Source organism: Burkholderia ambifaria AMMD (assembly GCF_000203915.1).
Classification (GTDB): Bacteria; Pseudomonadota; Gammaproteobacteria; order Burkholderiales; family Burkholderiaceae; genus Burkholderia; species Burkholderia ambifaria.
The window spans coordinates 2,457,897-2,476,424 of sequence record NC_008391.1; the positions used below are offsets into that span (position 1 = coordinate 2,457,897).

At 66.5% G+C, this 18,528-nt stretch carries 17 protein-coding genes; 7 read left to right on the forward strand and 10 right to left on the reverse strand.

What is annotated here, in order from left to right; translation table 11 throughout:
• Positions 1-33: 33 nt before the first annotated feature.
• Genes BAMB_RS26990 through BAMB_RS27000 form a run of 3 tightly spaced genes read right to left on the reverse strand, consistent with a single transcriptional unit; the run spans position 34 to position 3,513 of the window.
• The gene (locus BAMB_RS26990) at positions 34-1,020 is read right to left on the reverse strand and encodes an alpha/beta fold hydrolase (protein ID WP_011660329.1); all 987 of its coding nucleotides are present in this window, start codon (positions 1,018-1,020) and stop codon (positions 34-36) included.
• Positions 1,021-1,027: 7 nt separating this feature from the next.
• Positions 1,028-2,590: a flavin-containing monooxygenase gene (locus tag BAMB_RS26995; protein ID WP_011660330.1), complete on the reverse strand. Its 1,563-nt coding sequence runs from the start codon at positions 2,588-2,590 to the stop codon at positions 1,028-1,030.
• Entirely contained in the window at positions 2,587-3,513 is a 927-nt protein-coding gene (locus tag BAMB_RS27000; protein ID WP_011660331.1) for an SDR family NAD(P)-dependent oxidoreductase, read from the reverse strand. The genes BAMB_RS26995 and BAMB_RS27000 overlap by 4 nt, the downstream gene beginning before the upstream one ends.
• Positions 3,514-3,600: 87 nt before the next feature.
• Between BAMB_RS27000 and BAMB_RS27005 the strand changes: the two genes are divergently transcribed.
• Positions 3,601-4,257: a TetR/AcrR family transcriptional regulator gene (locus BAMB_RS27005; protein WP_006750782.1), complete on the forward strand. Its 657-nt coding sequence runs from the start codon at positions 3,601-3,603 to the stop codon at positions 4,255-4,257.
• Between the two features lie 311 nt (positions 4,258-4,568).
• Here BAMB_RS27005 and BAMB_RS27010 read toward each other — a convergent pair whose 3' ends face one another.
• Positions 4,569-4,832, reverse strand: coding sequence for a fucose-binding lectin (locus tag BAMB_RS27010; protein WP_011660332.1), 264 nt, complete (start codon positions 4,830-4,832; stop codon positions 4,569-4,571).
• A gap of 135 nt (positions 4,833-4,967) precedes the next feature.
• Positions 4,968-5,906, reverse strand: coding sequence for a LysR family transcriptional regulator (locus BAMB_RS27015; protein ID WP_011660333.1), 939 nt, complete (start codon positions 5,904-5,906; stop codon positions 4,968-4,970).
• A 127-nt stretch (positions 5,907-6,033) separates the two neighbouring features.
• Here BAMB_RS27015 and BAMB_RS27020 point away from each other — a divergent pair, with 127 nt between their 5' ends.
• From BAMB_RS27020 to BAMB_RS27045, 6 genes are all read left to right on the forward strand, one after another.
• The gene (locus BAMB_RS27020) at positions 6,034-6,678 is read left to right on the forward strand and encodes a glutathione S-transferase family protein (RefSeq protein ID WP_011660334.1); all 645 of its coding nucleotides are present in this window, start codon (positions 6,034-6,036) and stop codon (positions 6,676-6,678) included.
• A gap of 47 nt (positions 6,679-6,725) precedes the next feature.
• Complete coding sequence (locus tag BAMB_RS27025) at positions 6,726-8,780, forward strand: pyridoxamine 5'-phosphate oxidase family protein (protein WP_011660335.1); 2,055 nt, start codon at positions 6,726-6,728, stop codon at positions 8,778-8,780.
• 121 nt (positions 8,781-8,901) lie between these two features.
• Positions 8,902-9,105 carry a DUF2970 domain-containing protein gene (locus BAMB_RS27030; protein WP_006750787.1) on the forward strand — a complete coding sequence of 68 codons (204 nt, stop codon included), beginning with the start codon at positions 8,902-8,904 and terminating at the stop codon, positions 9,103-9,105.
• Between the two features lie 472 nt (positions 9,106-9,577).
• Positions 9,578-11,809 carry a TonB-dependent siderophore receptor gene (locus BAMB_RS27035; protein WP_011660336.1) on the forward strand — a complete coding sequence of 744 codons (2,232 nt, stop codon included), beginning with the start codon at positions 9,578-9,580 and terminating at the stop codon, positions 11,807-11,809.
• Positions 11,810-11,868: 59 nt separating this feature from the next.
• Complete coding sequence (gene pnuC, locus BAMB_RS27040) at positions 11,869-12,480, forward strand: nicotinamide riboside transporter PnuC (protein WP_011660337.1); 612 nt, start codon at positions 11,869-11,871, stop codon at positions 12,478-12,480.
• 36 nt (positions 12,481-12,516) lie between these two features.
• Positions 12,517-13,707, forward strand: a complete 1,191-nt coding sequence (locus tag BAMB_RS27045) for a phosphotransferase enzyme family protein (protein ID WP_011660338.1) — start codon at positions 12,517-12,519, stop codon at positions 13,705-13,707.
• A 156-nt stretch (positions 13,708-13,863) separates the two neighbouring features.
• Here the strand turns inward: BAMB_RS27045 and BAMB_RS27050 are convergent, their stop codons facing one another.
• The 5 genes from BAMB_RS27050 to BAMB_RS27065 form a co-directional block, all read right to left on the reverse strand.
• Positions 13,864-14,148 (reverse strand): DUF4148 domain-containing protein, encoded by a 285-nt coding sequence (locus BAMB_RS27050; protein ID WP_011660339.1) that lies wholly within the window; start codon positions 14,146-14,148, stop codon positions 13,864-13,866.
• 851 nt (positions 14,149-14,999) lie between these two features.
• Positions 15,000-15,431: a DUF6678 family protein gene (locus BAMB_RS34550; protein WP_011660341.1), complete on the reverse strand. Its 432-nt coding sequence runs from the start codon at positions 15,429-15,431 to the stop codon at positions 15,000-15,002.
• 222 nt (positions 15,432-15,653) lie between these two features.
• Positions 15,654-16,100, reverse strand: a complete 447-nt coding sequence (locus tag BAMB_RS35600; RefSeq protein WP_011660342.1) for a hypothetical protein — start codon at positions 16,098-16,100, stop codon at positions 15,654-15,656.
• Between the two features lie 167 nt (positions 16,101-16,267).
• A complete protein-coding gene (locus BAMB_RS27060) occupies positions 16,268-16,747 on the reverse strand; it encodes a hypothetical protein (protein ID WP_011660343.1) in 480 nt (159 codons plus the stop codon).
• 442 nt (positions 16,748-17,189) lie between these two features.
• Positions 17,190-18,485, reverse strand: coding sequence for an O-acetylhomoserine aminocarboxypropyltransferase/cysteine synthase family protein (locus BAMB_RS27065; protein WP_011660344.1), 1,296 nt, complete (start codon positions 18,483-18,485; stop codon positions 17,190-17,192).
• Positions 18,486-18,528 lie beyond the last annotated feature (43 nt).

Genomic DNA, 18,528 nt, shown 5'->3' on the forward strand with positions numbered 1-18,528 from the left:
CTCCGCGCGAGCGCCCCGTCTACCCGATGACGCTCAATGCTCGACGTGCGCGCCCTGCGCCGGCACATCGACCGGTGCGGCGGCAACCTCGAGCAGCCAGTCCGCGGTCGCGTCCGGAATCGTGACGGGCAGCATGTGTCCGCCTTCGACGACCGTCAGCCGCACGCGCGCCGACTTGTTCGCCAGCGCCTCGCCGTGCACGCGCCAGTTCAGGATCGGATCGGCGCGGCCGTACAGCACGTCGACCGGCAGCGCGAGCTCCGCGTAACGTCGCTCCATCGCGGGCAGGTCGACGGGCGCCGACAGCAGGTCCGTCGCCGTTGCGTAGAACACATGCGGGCGCAGCCCGAGCAAACCGCCGCCCTTCACCGGGAAGTCGCGCGGCACGGCTTCCGGCGCGAACACCAGGGCGACGGCCTTGCGGCCGGTCAGGATCGTCAGCGGCACCGCGAAGGTCCACGACACGAAGCGGCGCACCAGCGGCGACGGCAGCATCAGCGGCTTGAACGGCGCCGGCGGCGCGCTCTGGTCGTGCGACAGCGGCGCGATCAGCGCGAGCCGGCTCACGCGCTCCGGATGGTTGAGGCCGACCGCGAGCGCGATCGCGCCGCCGAGCGAGTGGCCGACGAGCACCGTCCGGTCGAGCTTCAGCGCATCGAGGAACGCGGCGATCGTGCGGGCCTGCGCGAACACGTTCGCCTGCGAGCCGGCCCCGCGCAGCGAACGGCCGGCGCCGGGCCGGTCGACGAGGATCACGCGATGGTGCTGCGCGAGCAGCGTGAGCGGCAGGTACGCGAAGTTGCGCCACTGCCCGGCGAGCCCGTGCACGAACACGAGCGGCGGGCCGCTGCCGTACTCGACGTAGTGGATGCGATCGCCGCCGACGTCGACGAAGCGGCCTTCGGGCGGAAACGCGCGCGTCACGCGGCGCGCGATGAAGCCGGAAAACAGCGCGAGCACGGCGAGCACCACGACGACGCCGAGCAGCACGTTCTGGATCAGATGAAGCGTATGGCTCATGTCGGCCTCAACGGGTTTCGAGTACGGGTTCGGCAACCGGCGCGGCGGCCGGGCCGGCTGTCGCGCGGCGTTCGAACTTCATCGCGGAATCGGCGAGTCCGCTGAACTTGAGCGATGCGAGATCGAGCACGTAGTTCTGGTGGAATTTCCAGGGCTTGCGGTGCCCCTGCCTCGGCAGGATGCCGGCCGCGCGCTGGATGTAGCCCGAGCTCAGGTTCACCGCCGGCACGTCGCCGAGGTCGCCGGCGCCGAGCCGCGGCACGCAGGTGTCGTAGCCGTTCGCCCGCATGTGGTTGAGCAGCCGGCACACGTAGCGCGCGATCAGCTCGGCCTTCAGCGTCCACGATGCGTTCGTGTAACCGAACGACGACGCGAGGTTCGGCACGTCGCTGTACATCATTCCTTTATAGGACACGGTCTGCGGCAAGTCGACCGGGCGGCCGTCCACCGTGACGCGCGCGCCGCCGAGCATCTTCACCTTCAGCCCGGTCGCGGTGACGATCACGTCCGCGTCGAGCTGCTGGCCGCTCTTCAGCTGCAGGCCGGTCGGCGTGAAGCGCTCGATCTCGTCGGTGACGATCGATGCGCGGCCCGCGCGGATCGACTTGAACAGGTCGCCGTTCGGCACGAGGCACACGCGCTGGTCCCACGGCATGTAGCGCGGCGTCAGATGCTTGGCGACGTCGAAGTCGGGGCCGAGCTGCTTGCCGGCCGCGCGGATGATGAACCGCTTCGTCTGCTCGGGCTTGCGGCGCGACACGTTGTACAGGTACATCGTCAGCAGCACGTTCTTCACGCGCACGAGCCGGTGCGCGAGCCGCGACGGCAGCACGCGGCGCAATGCGTTCGCGATCCTGTCGCGTGCGGGCAGCGACACGATGTAGGTCGGCGAGCGCTGCAGCATCGTCACGTGTTTCGCGTCGGTGGCCATCGACGGCACCAGCGTGACGGCCGTCGCGCCGCTGCCGATCACGACGACGCGCCGGTTGGCATATGACAGGTCCTTCGGCCATTGCTGCGGGTGCACGATGCGGCCTTCGAACGATTCCATGCCGGCCCAGTCGGGCAGGTAGCCGCCGTCGTAGTCGTAATAGCCGCTGCACATGTAGAGGAAGCGGCACGTGTAGACGAGCGTGTCGACCGTACCGTCCCGCGTGCGCTCGATGCGCACCGTCCAGCGCGCGCGGTTCGAATCCCAGTCGGCCGCGACCACCTTCTGGCCGTAGCGAATCGTCTTGTCGATGCCGTACGCGCGTGCCGTGTCGCGGATGTAGTCGAGAATCGTCTGCCCGTCGGAGATCGCCTTGTCGCTGTGCCACGGGCGGAAGCTGTAGCCGAGCGTGAACATGTCGGAATCCGAACGAACGCCGGGATAGCGGAACAGGTCCCAGGTGCCGCCGATCGCATCGCGCGCCTCGACGATCGCGACGCTCGCGTACGGGCAGCGCTTTTTCAGGTGATACGCGGCGCCGATGCCGGACAGGCCGGCGCCGACGATCAGCACGTCGAGGTCGCGGCTGTCGCCGCAGGCGGACGGCGCGTCGCGCCCGTCGGTCGTCGTCGAGCTCATGCGAGATCCTTGGTCGGTGGGGTCGGGCGTGCGGCCGGCGCGTGCGTGCGTTCTGCCGCGGCGGCTGCCTTCGGGCACAGATTGCGTGCGCGGGCGCGGCGCACGTGGCGCAACACCAGCTGCTGGTAGCCGGCGCCGAGCAGCCGCGCGATCCGGTCGAGGCGCCGCGCATCGGCGCCGACCAGCACGCGGCGCGCATTGCGCTCGACGCCGGCGAGAATCTGCCGCGCGGCGTTGTCGGCCGTCGTCGCGTTGATCAGGCGGTTCGCCTGGCGGCGGTGGGTCGCTTCGTCCTGGCCCGTGAGCGCGTGGATGCTGGTGTCGACGCGGCTCGCATCGACGATGTTGGTCGCGACGCCGCCCGGATGCACGCAGGTCGCGCTGACCGGCGCGCCGTCGAGTTCCAGCTCCATCCGCAGCGCCTCGGTGAAGCCGCGCACCGCGAACTTGGTTGCGTTGTACGCGCTCTGCGTCGGCATCGCGACGAGCCCGAACAGGCTCGACGTGTTGATCACGTGCCCGTCGCCCGACGCGCGCAGATGCGGCAGGAACGCCTGCGTGCCGTGCACGACACCCCAGAAGTTGATGCCGACGATCCATTCGAGATCGGCGATGCGCGCGGTCTCGGCGCTCGCGGCCAGCGACACGCCCGCGTTGTTGAAGACCAGGTTGACCTTGCCGTGTTCGGCGCGCACGAAATCGGCCCACGCGAACACCGCGTCGCGGTCGGCGACGTCGAGCCGCCGCATGCTCGTGCGCACGCCGTGCTTGCCGCACGCGGCCGCCGTGCCGGCGAGACCGACATCGTTGACGTCGGCGAGCGCGACCTCGCAGCCGCGCCGCGCGAGCTCGACCGCGAGGCTGCGGCCCATGCCGGAGGCGGCGCCCGTGATCGCGGCGACCTTGCCGGAAAATCCCTTCATTCGTCTTCCTCCCGTTCCGCTTGCACTGCGCCGGCGGCGTGCTTATTGTGGTGATGTTCGTCACCACTTTAGTTTTCGGGTGTCCTGATGTCAAATAGCGAAATGGAGAAAGCACTCGAAACGGAAAAACGGGGGCGCGCGTACGGCGGTGTCGCGCCCGAGGTGCGCGCCGCCGAGCGGCGCGACGCGCTGATCCGCGCGGCGACGCGCGTGTTCGGCACGGTCGGCTTTCGCAAGGCGACCGTGCGGTCGATCTGCCAGCAAGCGAAGCTGAACGACCGCTATTTCTATGCGGCGTTCGACAGCACGGAGGATTTGCTGCGCTGCACCTACCTGCATCACGCGCAGCAACTGCACGACGCGGTCGAGCGGGCGGTGGCCGAGCGCGGCGGCGATCTGCGCGAGCGCGTCGACGCGGGGCTCGCCGCGTTCTTCGGCTTCCTGCGCGACCCGTGCGCGGCGCGCGTGCTGCTGCTCGAGGTGATGGGCGTGAGCGCGGACACCGACATGACCTACCAGCGGATGCTGATCGACTTCGGCAAGCTGATCATGGCGATCGGCGCGGCGCGCGAAGCCGTGACGCCCGCGGAGCGCATCGAGCAGCGGCTCGTCGGGCTCGCGCTGGTCGGCGCGATGACGAATGTCGGCGCCGCATGGCTGCTCACCGAATATCGCGATCCGGAGGCCCAGATGATCGCGAGTTGCAGGAAAGTGCTGCTGGGCACGTTGCGGGAAGAGGGGTAGCGCGAGGGCCAAGCGCCTGGCGGCGCCCGGATTGAAGGGTCGAAGCGCGATTCCGCGCATGTCGCGATTCGATCCATGTTTCGTCTTGGTGAATTCTCGCATGCAATCCGTAATGGTAATTAACGGGTGGGGATCTATATTAACAAGGCGCAGAATTTCACTAAGTTGTCGTTGGCTATATTCATTTTTGATTTTCAGGCTTGCGAATATCGATAATCGAATTTAAATGAAACAAGCCGGCGCGACGCCAATGAAAATTGACGTTGCGTCGGCCCTGCACGCGAAACGTGTCGCGCGCGTGCACTGCGAGATTACAAGCCCGTGTATGCGCCCCGGGTCCAGCCATCACCATCCCAGCACCATTCGGTTGTCGAGCCCCCACTGGTCGCATACACGCGGATATGCACGGCGCTCCCGCTCAACCAGCACGTCGCCGACACGTTGTCGCCGGCCTGGTTGAACGCCCCCGTGTACCAGTTCGACCCGTCGTAGCAGCGCTCGGTGATCTTGTTGCCGTTGGCCGTGTAGACGCGAATCGACGGCGTGGTTCCCCAGGAAATTGCGGCGGTTTGCATGTTCAAACTCCTTGATTGGAATAAGGCGGAGAATTGAAGCGTTTCGGTAAAACGCGATTCCGCGCATTACCGGGAATAAGGTTATATGAAAATCTCGAAAATCAATATGAGATTTTTTGTGAATAAATGGCGCGATTAATTCGGCGCGAGAAAATCCGTTGCCGCCGGCGCGGTTTCCGCGATCCGCGCCTTCATTGCGTCGATGAATGCGCGCACCGTCCGCGACGGCAACCGCGTCGACGGATACACCGCATGAATCCCCGCCAGCGCCGAACGCCAGGCGGGTAGCAGCCGGACGAGCCGGCCGGCCGCGATGTCCTCCGCGGTCGAGAAATCCGTCAGGAACCCGAAGCCGCCGCCCGCGAGCACGATCGCGCGGCAGGCCGTCGCGGTGTTCGACACGACCGGCGCGGTGCAGCGCACCGACGCATGGCCGCCGCTCGTATCGTCGAGTTCGAGCGTATGCGGGCGTGACGGCGTCGACAGCATCACGAACGGCAGCGCGGCGAGCGCGTCCGGATCGCGCGGCAGGCCATGTCGTGCGACGAACGCGGGGCTCGCCACCACCCATTTCTCGTATTGACCGAGCTGCACCGCGCGATAGTTCGAATCCTCGAGGCGGCCGAGGCGGATCGCGACGTCGAGGTTGTCCGCGACCAGATCGACGACGCGGTCGTTCGCGATCTGTTCGACGTCGAGCCCCGGATGCGCATCGCGCAGCGCGACGATCGCCGGCGCGACGACCAGCGCGCCGTAGTCGATCGGTACGCTCACGCGCAGCGTGCCGCGCAACGGTCCCGCGTCGGACGACACCGCGTCGAGCGCGCTTTCGGTGGCGCGCACGATGTCGCGGCACGCGTCGTAGAACGCGCGCCCCGCATCGGTCACGCTCAGCCGCCGCGTGGTGCGGACCAGCAGGTTCGCGCCGACTTCGGATTCGAGGCGCTGCATGTGCGTGCTGACGACCGTCTTCGCGAGGCCGAGCCGCTCGGCTGCGGCCGTCAGCGAGCCGGCATCGACCACCGCGACGAAGATCGCCAGCCGGTTCAGATTCACGTCGCGCAGGTCGGCCATCGTTGATTGTCCTATAGGAAAGGATAATGTTTCAGCGATTATCCGCCTTCTGGATGTGAGCGGCGAGCGCTACGCTGCGGGCTGGTCGTCGCCGATTCCCGGCGGCGCGAGATCCAGGAGCCTTTCCATGCCAGCCGCCAGCAAGCCCGTCCGTCCGGTTCGTGTCTATTCGTTCCCGCTGTCCGGGCATGCGCACCGCGTCCGGCTGTTCCTGTCGCTGCTCGGGCTGCCGTCCGACATCGTCGACGTTGACCTCGCGGCCGGCGCGCAGCGCGAACCCGCGTTCCTCGCAATCAATCCGCTCGGCCAGGTGCCGGTGATGGACGACGACGGCACCGTGCTCGCCGATTCGAACGCGATCCTCGTCTATCTCGCGAAGCGCTACGGCGACGCGCACTGGCTGCCCGACGATGCGGCCGGCGCGGCGACCGTGCAGCGCTGGCTGTCGTACGCGGCCGGGCCGATCGCATCGGGGCCGGCGGCCGCACGGCTCGTCACCGTGTTCAACGCGCCGCTCGATCACGACGCGGCCAAGCGCACGGCCGCGAAGATACTCGCGGTGATCGACGGCGAGTTGGCCGGCAAGCCGTTCGCCGCGGGCGCGCAGCCGACGATCGCCGACATCGCCGCCTACACGTACATCGCGCACGCGCCGGAGGGCGGCGTGTCGCTCGAACCGTATCCGCACGTGCGGGCGTGGCTCGCGCGCGTCGAGGCGCTGCCGGGCTTCGTCGGCATGCCGACGACCCGTGCCGGCCTGCTCGCCGCCTGACGCGCCACGACACGTATCCACGACACGTCTTTACCGGGAGAAACACGATGACCGCGCCGACCGCCGCCGTACCGGGCTGGGAACTCGACGTTGCGCCTTTTCATGCGGGCGAGCTCGCCGTGCAGCAGCGCGCGGGCGTGACGGAGGCTGCGGGGGCGGCCGGCCGGCGCGGGATCCGGCGCTTCATGCCGGACCAGCACCGGGCGTTTTTTGCGCAACTGCCGTTCTTCGTGCTCGGCGGCGTCGACGCGCACGGCCAGCCGTGGGCGACGCTGCGGGTCGGAATGCCCGGCTTCGTGACGGCGCCGGACGCGCGCACACTGCACATCGGCGGCGATGCGCTGCCCGGCGATCCGCTGGCCGGTGCGTGGCAGCCGGGTGCGCCGCTCGGCGGGCTCGGCATCGAGTTCGACACGCGCCGGCGCAATCGCGTGAACGGCGTCGTGCGTGCTGTCGACGGCGGCGCGCTGACGATCGCGGTCGAGCAGAGCTTCGGCAACTGCGCGAAGTACATCCAGGGTCGCAAAGCTACGTTCGTCGCGCGTGAAGGCGATGCGTCCGGCACGGCCGACGTGTCGGACCGCTTGAGTGACGCGGATCGCGCGCTGCTTGCGCAGGCCGATACGTTCTTCGTCGCGAGCGCGAACACGTCGGCCGATGCGGGCGCCGCGCGCGGCGCGGACGTGTCGCATCGCGGCGGCATGCCGGGCTTCGTGCGCGTCGACGACGCGTGCACGCTGACGACGCCGGATTTCAGCGGCAACCGCTTCTTCAACACGCTCGGCAACCTGCAGCATGATCCGCGCGCGGGGCTGCTGTTCATCGATTTCGACAGCGGCGACGTGCTGTATGTCGCCGCGCGGGCGGAGATCGTGTGGGACGGGCCGCTCGTCGCGTCGTTCGATGGTGCGCAGCGGGTCGTGCGGTTTCATGTGCGCGAAGTGCGGCGCACGCGGGGCGTGTTGCCGTTCCGATGGTCGGTGCCCGAGCGGGCGCCGCAGTTTGCGGCGATAGCCGACGGCTCGGCGAACGCGGGTGCGCAGGCGGCTTCGGAGCCTGCATCCGCATCGCCGTCCAACTGGCGCCCGCTGCGCATCGCGAAGATCGTCGACGAAGCGCGCGCGATCCGCTCGTTTCATTTCGAACCGGCGGACGGCGGCGCGCTGCCGGCCCATGAAGCCGGCCAGCATCTGACGCTGCGCATCGCGCTGCCGGACAGCGACGCACCCGCGATCCGCAGCTACACGCTCTCCGATGCACCCGGCGCACCGCATTACCGGATCACCGTGAAGCGCGAAGGACGCGTGTCGGCATGGCTGCACGACCACGCGCATGCCGGGATGACGCTCGATGCGCAGATGCCGCGCGGCCGCTTCACGTTCGACGTCGCGAGCCCGCGTCCGGCCGTGCTGGTGTCGGCCGGCATCGGCATCACGCCGATGTTCGCGATGCTGCGACGCGCGCTGGCGGACGACACGCCGTCGCGCCGCGTCGTGTTCGTGCACGGCTCGCGCGATACGGCCGACCGGCCGTTCGCGGCGGAGCTGACGCGCATCGCCGACACCGACGCACGCGTGGCGCTGCACTGGTTCGACAGCCGGCCGCAGCGCGACGGCGCGGCGCGGCCGGGCCGCATCGACGTCGCGCAACTGAAGCGCATCCTGCCGTTCGACGACTACGATTTCTACCTGTGCGGGCCGTCCGCGTTCATGCGCGATTTGTACGACGGATTGCGTGCGCTGAACGTGCCGGACGAGCGTATCCGCTTCGAGGCGTTCGGGCCGTCGAGTGTCGTGCGCAGTGCGGCCCGCGCGACGGGAGTGCCGTCGGTGGCGAGCGTGCCTGTCGTGTTCCGACGTTCCGCGCGCGACGCCGCGTGGACGCCTGCCGACGGCAGGCTGCTCGAATTCGCGGAAGGTCAGGGCGTGGCGGTGCCGTCCGAATGCCGGTCGGGGTCGTGCGGCACCTGTGCGACGCGCGTGCTGTCGGGGGCGGTCGATTACGTGCAGTCGCACGACGCGCCGGTCGAGCCCGGTTGCGCGCTGCTGTGCGTCGCTCAGCCTGCCGAAGGGGCCACGGAGCCGCTCGTGCTCGACCGCTGACGTGCGTGCGGCATGCGGTCGCACAGCCCGTGCTGCGCAAAAAACGCTCGCAACTGCTTCTTTTTCAGGAGGCCTGTCGGATCGACGATAGCGTCAACCGATAGAGGAAAGGAGCAACATCATGAAACTGTTCAGCATGATCCGCCTGGTTCTGTGGAGTTTCTTCGGCGTACGCAACAGCAAGGCGCACGCGTCCGATCTCGCGAACGTCAACTTCACGCTGCTGCCGTTCGTCGCGATCGTGCTCGCGGTGCTGGTCGGCGCGGTGATCTACGGCGTCGTCCATCTGGTCGTCGATCCGACGGTGACGATGCAGGGGTTCTGAGCGCTCGCCGAATCACGCGGGCTGCCATGCCCGCGTTCCCCCTCCCGCTTCCCGCCTTCCGTTTCGGCCGATTCTCCGGCCGTCAGCCCCGCCCGGGGTAAAATGCGCGCCACGCCGCGATGTCGCGCGCGACGGGCATTCCGCCGTTCCGACGAACGGCGCACGCAAAGGCCCGGCGCCCGCACCGCGGCGTTCGAAGCGTCCCCTGCATGACAACACCGCGCGACACAGCCGGTCGCCCGACAACGCACGCGATCCACGGATCGGCGGCCGCGTCGGCGCCCGGCGCGTCACCGGCATCCGATGTCCCATCCTGCGCATTCCCGATCGATCGGCACGCAAGCGGCCGGATCGCCAGGTTCGTCCGATGAATGTCGTGCCCGGCGGCTCGCCGGGTCATGCGCGAGGTCGCGCTTCGCGGCTGCATAACGTGTTTCGACAGGGTCGAGTGGCGAGTTTTCCATCCAGAACAATGACGGTGAATAGAACAACAGCGGCGCCCGCACGGCGGCGGCGCGCGAAGGTCGGCGCGGGCATCGGTCTCGGCATCACGCTTTTCGCGGCGCAGGCCGCCGCGGCACAGGGCGACGCGCCGGCTCCCGAAGCCGATGTGGCCGCCAGCGCGACGCTGCCGGCGATCGCGATCAGCGGCGAGCGCGGCGGCGCGTTTCGCGCGCGCGAAGCGTCGGTCGCGGGGCTCGACGACGCGCCGCTGCGCGACACGCCGGCCTCCGTCAGCGTCGTCACGCGCGCGCAGCTCGACGACCAGCAGGCCAAGCGCCTGAGCGACGTGGTGCGCAACGATGCGTCGGTCGTCAACGACTACGCGCCCGTTGGCTACTTCGAAGGATTCGCGATTCGCGGCTTCCCGGTGGATCTCGCGAGCGCGATCCGGATTGACGGGCTGACGGTATCCGGCGAGCAGAACGTGCCGCTCGAGAACAAGGAGCGCGTCGAGATCCTGAAGGGGCTGGCCGGCATCGACAGCGGCGTGGTCGCGCCGGGCGGCGTGATCAACTTCGTGACGAAGCGCTCGGCGAACGTCGCGAGCGTGACGACCGGCGTCGACAGCCGCGGCTCGACGTCGGCGGCCGTCGATCTCGGCCGCCGCTTCGGCCCCGACCACCAGTTCGGATTCCGGATCAATGCCGCGAAGGAGAACATGCACTCGTACATCGACGGCACGAACGGACGGCGCACGTTCGGCTCGATCGCCGCCGACTGGGACATCAGCCCGCGCGCGAGCCTGCAGTTCAACGCGGAATTCCAGCAGTGGATCCAGCGTTCCGCACCCGGTTACCAGCTGCTCGGCGGCACCGTCGTGCCGTCCGTCAACACGACGTCGAAGGCGCTCGGCACGCAGCCGTGGGCGAAGCCGGTGACGACCGACGCGCTGAACCTGAACGCGCGCTTCGACTACCGGTTCAACGACGACTGGAACGCCTACATCGCCGCGGGCCGCAGCCGCACGATGATCGACGACAACAGCGCGTTCGCGTATGGCTGCTATTACGCGCCGAGCTGCACGGCCGGCGCGACGTCGCCGTTCTTCTTCGGCGCGAACGGCGACTACGACGTGTACGACTTCCGCAGCCCCGGCGAATACCGCCGCAACGACGACCTGCGCGCGGTGACGACGGGCAAGTTCGCGACGGGGCCGCTGCACCACGAGCTGACGCTCGGCGTGAGCGTGCAGCGCCGCGTCGTGCACATGGCGAACGCCGTGTACGACTACGTCGGCAGCGAGAACATCTACGGGCCCGACATCGCGTTCGCGCCGTCGCCGAACACGGCCGGGTCGTCGTATCCGCAGCTCGATTCCTGGCAATACGGCGTGTTCGGGCTCGACCGCATCAGCATCGGCGATCATTGGCAGGTGCTCGCGGGCGGCAAGGAGGTGCTGCTGCGCCAGCGCAGCTGGAGCAGCCTCGACGGCGACGCGACGCACACCGACCGCTCGGTCTTCCTGCCGCAGGTCGCGCTCGTCTACAAGCCGGTGAACGTGCTGTCGCTGTATGCGTCGTACAGCAAGGCGCTGTCGCTCGGCGACCAGGCGCCGGTGCGCGCGACCAACGCGTATGCGTTCCTGCCGCCGGTCGAATCGCACCAGTTCGAGCTCGGCGCGAAATACGACTGGCTCGACCGGCTCAGCCTGACGGCCGCCGTGTTCTCGATCAGCAAGCCGTTCCAGTTCGCCGACCCCGATACGTCCGGCACGAGCTACACGTTCGTGCAGCGCGGCACGCAGCGCCACCAGGGGATCGAGCTCGGCGCAGCCGGGCGCGTGACCGAGCGGCTGTCGCTGACGGCCAGCGTCGCGGCGATTCGCGCGCGCGCGTACGATTCGGGTTCGCCGGCGTACGAAGGGCACCAGATCATCAACGTGCCGGCGCTGCGCGCGTCGCTGTACGCGGATTACGCGGTGCCGGGCGTCGCGGGGCTGAACATGCTGGGCGGCGTCGAGTACAGCGGCGGCCGCAACGCGAACGAAGAGGGCACCGCGCGCGTGCCGTCGTGGTTCGTGTTCAATCTCGGCGCGCGCTATACGACGAAGATCGGCGGCCATCGCACCGTGCTGCGTGTGTCGGTGGACAACCTGTTCAACAAGTTCTACTGGCGCGACGCGGGCGAGCAGCAGGGCGACGCGTATCTGTTCCCGGGCGCGCCGCGCACCGCGCGCGTGTCGCTGACCTATGATTTCTGATCGACCGGATCCGGCCGCGTGACACGCGGCCCCGGCAGCTAACCAGGAGAACACGGACGATGTCCCCACTCGAAATCGCCGGCGTGATCGTCAGCGCGCTCGCGATCTGGCTGACCGCGAAGCGGCGCATGCTGTGCTGGCCGGTCGGGCTCGCGTCGGTCGCGCTGTACGGCTGGATCTTCTTCGATGCGAAGCTGTATTCCGACATGCTGCTGCAGGGCGCGTTCGCCGTGCTGCAGGTGTACGGCTGGCGCCGCTGGATCGCGCAGCGTACGCTGGAGGCGAGCGGCGGCGCGGCGCCGGCCGGCGACGTCGCACCCGTCGCCGGCGTGCGGCCGCGGCAGATGCTGCCCGACCTGATGGCGGCCGTCGTCGGCAGCGCGCTGCTCGGCGGGATGATGGCGCGCTGGACCGACGCCGCGCTGCCGTTCGTCGATGCGTCGCTGACCGCGTTCAGCCTCGTCGCGCAATACTGGACCGCGCGGCGCTACATCGCGTCGTGGGGGCTGTGGATCGTCGTGAACGTCGTGTACGTCGGGATGTTCGTGTTCAAGGAACTGTATCTGACGGCCGGGCTCTATGCGCTGTTCATCGCGCTCGCCGTGATCGGCTGGCGCGACTGGAGCCGCACGGCCGACGCGCTGCGCGCGAGCGCGAACCCGGCGGGCTGATTCACGGGCCGATTCAACTACGGAGCTACGTCGTTCATGTCATTTCCCCTCGAGCCGGACGGGCCGCTATCGCCGGACGTCGCACCGCCGCAGTTCGGTGTCGACGGCGAGCAGGCCGAACGCGACTGGCCGCTGATGACGCACGACGAGGTGGCGGCGCTGCTCGCGCGCATCGACGGCGCCGGCGAACCGGCGCGGCTGACCTGGCACAGTCCGCGTCAGTTCGCGGCGGCCACGCTGGTGCGGATGACAGACGGGCGCGCACTGTTCGTCAAGCGTCATCACGTAAGCCTGCGCGACGTCGCGGGGCTGGAGGAAGAGCATCGTTTCATCGCGCATCTGCGCGCGCGCGGGATGCCGGTGGTGGATGTGCTGGCCGATCGCAACGACGCGACGGCCTTTGCTTGCGGCGACTGGACGTACGAGGTGCATGTGGTCGCGCCCGGCGTCGACGCGTATCGCGGCGTGATGTCGTGGCAGCCGTTCACGCATCCTTCGCACGCTTACGCGGCCGGCCGCGCGCTGGCCGAGCTACATCGCGCGTCGGCCGGTTACGACGCGCCGGCGCGGCCCGTGCGCACGCTGCTGTCGAGTTTCCGCGTGCTGTCGTCCGACGATCTCGCGGGCGCGCTCGAACGCTGGGTCGACGCGCAGCCGCTGCTGGTACGCGCGCTCGGCACGCGCGACTGGCGCGGCGATGTCGCGGATGCGATCGGCCCGTATCACGCGCGCCTCGTGCCGCTGTTGCCCGGGCTGCCGCCGCTGTGGACGCACGGCGACTGGCATGCGTCGAACCTGCTGTGGACCGGCGCCGGCCCCGGCGCGCAGGTGCGCACCGTGCTGGACTTCGGCTTGTCGGATCGCACCTGCGCGGTGATGGATGTCGCGCTTGCGATCGAGCGCAACACCGTCGACTGGATGGCGCCGCCCGACGCGCGCCGCATCGAATATGCGCACATCGATGCGCTGCTCGACGGCTACGAATCGCTCGAACCGCTGAGCGACGATGCGTACGCGGCGCTGGTCGCGATGCTGCCGATCGTGCATACGGAGTTCGCGCTGTCGGAGGTCGCGTATTTCGGGTGCATCATCGACGCGCCGGCGATCGTCGATGTCGCGTACGACGGTTATCTGATCGGGCACGCGCGCTGGTTTGGTGAGCGAGACGGGCGGGAGTTGCTTGACTGGCTGGTGCGACGTCGGCGTGCGAAGCGGGGGAGCGTATAACGCGCGTGCCGGACTTCTCCACGGCACGCGTGTCGACTGTCCGAACTTCGTCTTTCTGCCGTGCGGTGGTCACGCCGCACCCTTCACTGAACCTGCCTGACCGCCGATGCGACACGCTGCCCGCTATCGCCGGGCAGCGCACACACCTCACCGGCATCAGCGTGTCGCGAGGCTGTCGTGATGGCCGGCCTGCGGCGTCTTCTCGCCGGCATGCACCGAAATCACGTGAAGTTCCTTGTTGCGCGCGATCATCTCGCTGGTCGGCGGGTACTGCGTCTTGCTCGTCGGCAACACACCGTCGTGTTGCGCCTGCTTCAGTTCGTTGTTGACTTCCGTGCGGGTCTTGCCTTGTGCTTGCGTTTGCGCGAACGCGGTTTGCGTGGTGATGCCGAGCGACAGCGTGGCGGTGACGAACAGTGCCGTGAGTTTTGTCGTTTGCATGGAGCTCTCCTTGATGAGGCCGCCGGGTGGCGATCCATGCATTCAGTATGCGAAAGCGGCCGGGCGTGACCGTGATCGGAAGATGAAAAGTGCGTCAGATTGCGCGATGGCCGGCGTGACGCAATCGTCATGTTCGGGTCATGCAAGTGAGGGGAGCAAAGCGGAACATGCAGTCAACTAGCGGCGGACATGTCGGGCGCATCGCCGCCGATATGCGATCCGGCCGCTGGCATGCGCATCGTTCGCCGCGAGAGTCTCAATAGCGGACGGGCCCGTCACGACTCTTCCATTCGTTTGTCAAATGAATCGCCTGTCTGTCCGCTCGTCCCGCCTCGTCATGCTTTTCGTCCCGCTTCTCGTCTCGCTTCTCGCAGGCTGCGCGTCCGTGCGCCCAGGCACCGGACCGGCCGCATCGACCCGTGCGGCAAAAGCAAAGCCCGTCGCCGACGAGTTGATGCCAGGCGAGCAGATCGACTACGCGGGACATCGCTGCGGCAATCCGAACCTGTACGTGAAGACGCATCCGTGCCTGTTTCCGCAGCGCAACGTCGCGCGCTGAATACCGTGGCCGCGTGAAAGACCATGCAAAAAAATTCTTCGTGGATTTCCGTAGACGTCGCTTGCCGACCCGGAGCGGCCCGTCGGATTTGTCGGTAGCGGCCACTCGCCACGGTTTCGGGATGTGGTGTGGTATCCGTAGGGACACGAGCACCTGCGCCCATCGGGACAAAATCCTCAAGTCCCCAGACACAGTCTTGCCCGAGAAAGTTTCGCCAAGTCGGGGGAGTAAGCTGAGCCACCGAAAACTCCCGCACACCCATCTGCCTCGATTCCGACTGGCGCCGTGTTGGTCAGAGCGATGCGTCTGGCGGAAAATCTTCATAAGACTTCGGGGCATAGCCCCAGACTCTGGCGACGCCGCCTCTCGCCTCAAATTCGAAACCTATTTCCGCGAGCTTACTCAAAACAAGCGCTGAGTGATCGATGGGCTCGTGCCTGACCGAAGCCGGCTCATGCAATCCGATATCAATCCACTCAACTCCCACGAATGGAAACGGCAGGTGGTAGAACCACTCGACATCCCATCTCGATACATGGCCATTGACCCACTTTGAACGGTAGGAAGGTCGCCATCCGTCCAGACCGCGCATGAAAGAAATCAGCTCGTTCCACTTTGTGTCATTGCTCAGCGCCCCTGCAAACTTGTTGCGCACCTGGGATAGAATTTTTGCCTTGTTGATGCCACGTGGCACGGCATCAGCCATAGGAAGCTCTGATTGCATTTACTCACCTGTGTCAATCGCCCGGGATGCGATACGCTTTCTCACGATTATCGACTACCGAAGCACTGGGTCGAGTGGCCGAAACTTGCCGGCAGGTGGCCCCAAAGCGGAGGCCGTAGCCGGCCTGCTTGCCGCCCGATGTAGTCGGGCGCATGCCGACCCGAAGCGGTCTTCCGGGGAACCCGATAGCGGACGTACGTCGATAACAATTGCGACTCTCGCTCAATCTGAACTTGCACCGATGAAAATCGTGGCATTCGAAGCACTTCGGAATATAAAGGCAAAGTCCCAAAAGACTGGATAGAACGGATGCCCTGCCTTAAGTGCGAACGCTTCGACACTTGTTGCCTTCGCCATCAAAAGACGCAATTCCAACAAAAGCTCGCCCAGCATTCCCGCTAGAACCTCCGATTCGAGAGCTTCTTTTGACGGTCCTGCCGAATTGTCGCCGGCATAGAGAAGACTGAATTTTACTGTATCGACGACCGACTCAACACCTACCTCCACGACATCAACTACGATTGCTCCTTCACCAAGTGCAGTCGAGATTAACTCGGCAGATTGATGAAGATTGGCGGCCGCAACCGTGTACGCCTTAAGAAACACACAGTAATTCAAACCACCGCCCCAAAGCTCTTCTGAAATTTTGTCCAATAGTACCTGATTCATAGGCGTCCCGTAGCGACACGATTACCGTCGACAAACTCTAGTCCCGGTTAAAAAATATCGAATGTCGTGTGGCGTATCGGCGATGATGACGCGCCAGCCTTCCGTCCTTACATGGCTCGACCGGAGCGGCCTCTCGATTCACTTGAAAGCGGTCGTTGGGTGCGGCGTTAGTCGAAATCGATTCTAAAAGCACACTCGTCTTCGTACTGCTGTTTGAGATCGATCAGAACTGAATTCGAGAGTGCGGTCGCCAACGCAACTTTCAGTTCCGGGGCGACGCCGTCAAGATGAAAGGAAAAGCTCCACCCCGATGACGTATCAACCCAAGACATGAATAGATCATCGCAGCCGGTTTTCCAAAACTGAACGTTCTTAATCGTTCCCGTAGATGCTTCATCGCTGATCTTGTCGAGGGGAATCGGGATCTGTTCGCCCTCGTCGCTCCAGTGCATAATTTGTCTGCTTTCGGGATTGAGAAGCAGAAATCCTAGAGGCTGAAGCATCGCCTCGATAAAGCGAAAAGCGTCCGGAAACGGCCTCTTCAGCAATACTGTCAATATGGGCTTCGCCATGGTGATAGCTAGATAAAACGTTGGTCGATCGCAGCCTAGTTGCAAGGGGGGACTGCTTTGCGCAGCGTCCATCATAGTTGATTGTTGACGCCTCTAATGAAGGTATCGAGCGACCTTTCTTGGCCGAACGCCGACGTTCCTCCCGAACGTTCCCCCCCGTAATCCGCGATGAACCAAAAAAAGGCCCGGCACTTCACGTGTCCGGGCCTAACGCGTGTTCGTGCCGTGCGGCAGCGAATCGCTTGCGTGGGTGTAAGGGGCATTGCCCGTCACGTTGTCGATCGTATCGAAGCGACCCATCGCGAAGCTGATCGGAACATGAAATTTTTGTCATGCAGGGGCGAATGCGTCGCGGTGTGACTCGCGTGATTCGCCTTCGATCGGTGACGAAACCGTCGTCGCACAATCACGATCTCACGGGCGCGCGCCATGCGGCGGCGGTTCGGGCTCGAACACCTTGAAGCCGTTGCAAGGTGAAGAGGTCTGAAAGCGGGCGTGTCCGCCCGCCCGCTTCGGGTCATACCTGCGCGAGCGCCTGATCGAGATCGGCGAGCAGGTCGTCGATATGCTCGATGCCGATCGACAGCCGCACGGTTTCCTCCTTCACGCCGGCCTTCGCGAGTTCGGCGGGCGATAGCTGGCGGTGCGTCGTCGACGCCGGATGCGTTGCGAGCGACTTCGTGTCGCCGATGTTGACGAGCCGCGTGAACAGCTTCAGCGCGTCCTGGAACTTCGCACCGCCGTCACGGCCGCCCTTCACGCCGAAGGTCAGGATGCCGGGCGCGCGGCCCGACAGGTAGCGCGCGACGAGCGGATGGTCGGGGTGATCGGGCAGTCCCGCGTAGTTCACCCATTCGACGTTTTCATGGCGCGCGAGATGCTGCGCGATCTTCAGCGCGTTGTCGCTGATGCGCTCGACGCGCAGCGCGAGCGTCTCGATGCCCTGCAGGATCTGGAACGCGTTGAACGGCGAGATCGCTGCGCCCATGTTGCGCAGCGGCACGACGCGCGCGCGGCCGATATAGGCAGCCGGCCCGAACGCTTCCGTATAGACGACGCCGTGATAGCTGACGTCGGGCTCGTTGAGCCGCTTGAAGCGATCCGCGTGCTGCGTCCACGGGAACTTGCCCGAATCGACGATCGCGCCGCCCAGGCTCGTGCCGTGGCCGCCGAGATACTTCGTCAGCGAGTGCACGACGATGTCCGCGCCATGTTCGAACGGGCGAAGCAGGTACGGAGACGGCACCGTGTTGTCGACGATCAGCGGGATCCCGTGGCGATGCGCGATGTCGGCGAGCGCGGCGATGTCGGTTACGTTGCCGAGCGGGTTGCCGACCGATTCCGCGAAGATCGCCTTCGTGTGCGCGTCGATCAGCGGCTCGAACGATGCGGGGTCGCGCGGATCGGCGAAGCGCGTCGTGATCCCGTATTGCGGCAGCGTATGCGCGAACAGGTTGTAGGTGCCGCCGTACAGCGAACTGGCGGACACGATGTTGTCGCCGGCTTCCGCGATCGTCTGGATCGCGTACGTGACGGCCGCCTGGCCCGACGCCAGCGCGAGTGCGCCGATGCCGCCCTCGAGCGCGGCGATCCGCTGCTCGAGCACGTCCGTCGTCGGGTTCATGATGCGCGTGTAGATGTTGCCCTGGACCTTCAGGTCGAACAGGTCGGCGCCGTGCTGCGTGTCGTCGAATGCGTACGCAACGGTCTGATAGATCGGCACCGCGACCGCGCGCGTGGTCGGGTCGGGGCGATAACCGCCGTGCACGGCGATGGTTTCGAGGCGCCAGTTCGATGCGGCCTGATCGGTCATGGGTGCTCCGTCTGTTGTTGTGGTGGTCGAGCGATTATAGGAG

Coding starts and splice junctions, on each gene's coding strand:
- BAMB_RS26990 (WP_011660329.1), bottom strand. CDS start 1,020: ATGAGCCATACGCTTCATCTGATCCAGAACGTGCTGCTCGGCGTCGTC.
- BAMB_RS26995 (WP_011660330.1), bottom strand. CDS start 2,590: ATGAGCTCGACGACGACCGACGGGCGCGACGCGCCGTCCGCCTGCGGC.
- BAMB_RS27000 (WP_011660331.1), bottom strand. CDS start 3,513: ATGAAGGGATTTTCCGGCAAGGTCGCCGCGATCACGGGCGCCGCCTCC.
- BAMB_RS27005 (WP_006750782.1), top strand. CDS start 3,601: ATGTCAAATAGCGAAATGGAGAAAGCACTCGAAACGGAAAAACGGGGG.
- BAMB_RS27010 (WP_011660332.1), bottom strand. CDS start 4,832: ATGCAAACCGCCGCAATTTCCTGGGGAACCACGCCGTCGATTCGCGTC.
- BAMB_RS27015 (WP_011660333.1), bottom strand. CDS start 5,906: ATGGCCGACCTGCGCGACGTGAATCTGAACCGGCTGGCGATCTTCGTC.
- BAMB_RS27020 (WP_011660334.1), top strand. CDS start 6,034: ATGCCAGCCGCCAGCAAGCCCGTCCGTCCGGTTCGTGTCTATTCGTTC.
- BAMB_RS27025 (WP_011660335.1), top strand. CDS start 6,726: ATGACCGCGCCGACCGCCGCCGTACCGGGCTGGGAACTCGACGTTGCG.
- BAMB_RS27030 (WP_006750787.1), top strand. CDS start 8,902: ATGAAACTGTTCAGCATGATCCGCCTGGTTCTGTGGAGTTTCTTCGGC.
- BAMB_RS27035 (WP_011660336.1), top strand. CDS start 9,578: ATGACGGTGAATAGAACAACAGCGGCGCCCGCACGGCGGCGGCGCGCG.
- pnuC (WP_011660337.1), top strand. CDS start 11,869: ATGTCCCCACTCGAAATCGCCGGCGTGATCGTCAGCGCGCTCGCGATC.
- BAMB_RS27045 (WP_011660338.1), top strand. CDS start 12,517: ATGTCATTTCCCCTCGAGCCGGACGGGCCGCTATCGCCGGACGTCGCA.
- BAMB_RS27050 (WP_011660339.1), bottom strand. CDS start 14,148: ATGCAAACGACAAAACTCACGGCACTGTTCGTCACCGCCACGCTGTCG.
- BAMB_RS34550 (WP_011660341.1), bottom strand. CDS start 15,431: ATGCAATCAGAGCTTCCTATGGCTGATGCCGTGCCACGTGGCATCAAC.
- BAMB_RS35600 (WP_011660342.1), bottom strand. CDS start 16,100: ATGAATCAGGTACTATTGGACAAAATTTCAGAAGAGCTTTGGGGCGGT.
- BAMB_RS27060 (WP_011660343.1), bottom strand. CDS start 16,747: ATGATGGACGCTGCGCAAAGCAGTCCCCCCTTGCAACTAGGCTGCGAT.
- BAMB_RS27065 (WP_011660344.1), bottom strand. CDS start 18,485: ATGACCGATCAGGCCGCATCGAACTGGCGCCTCGAAACCATCGCCGTG.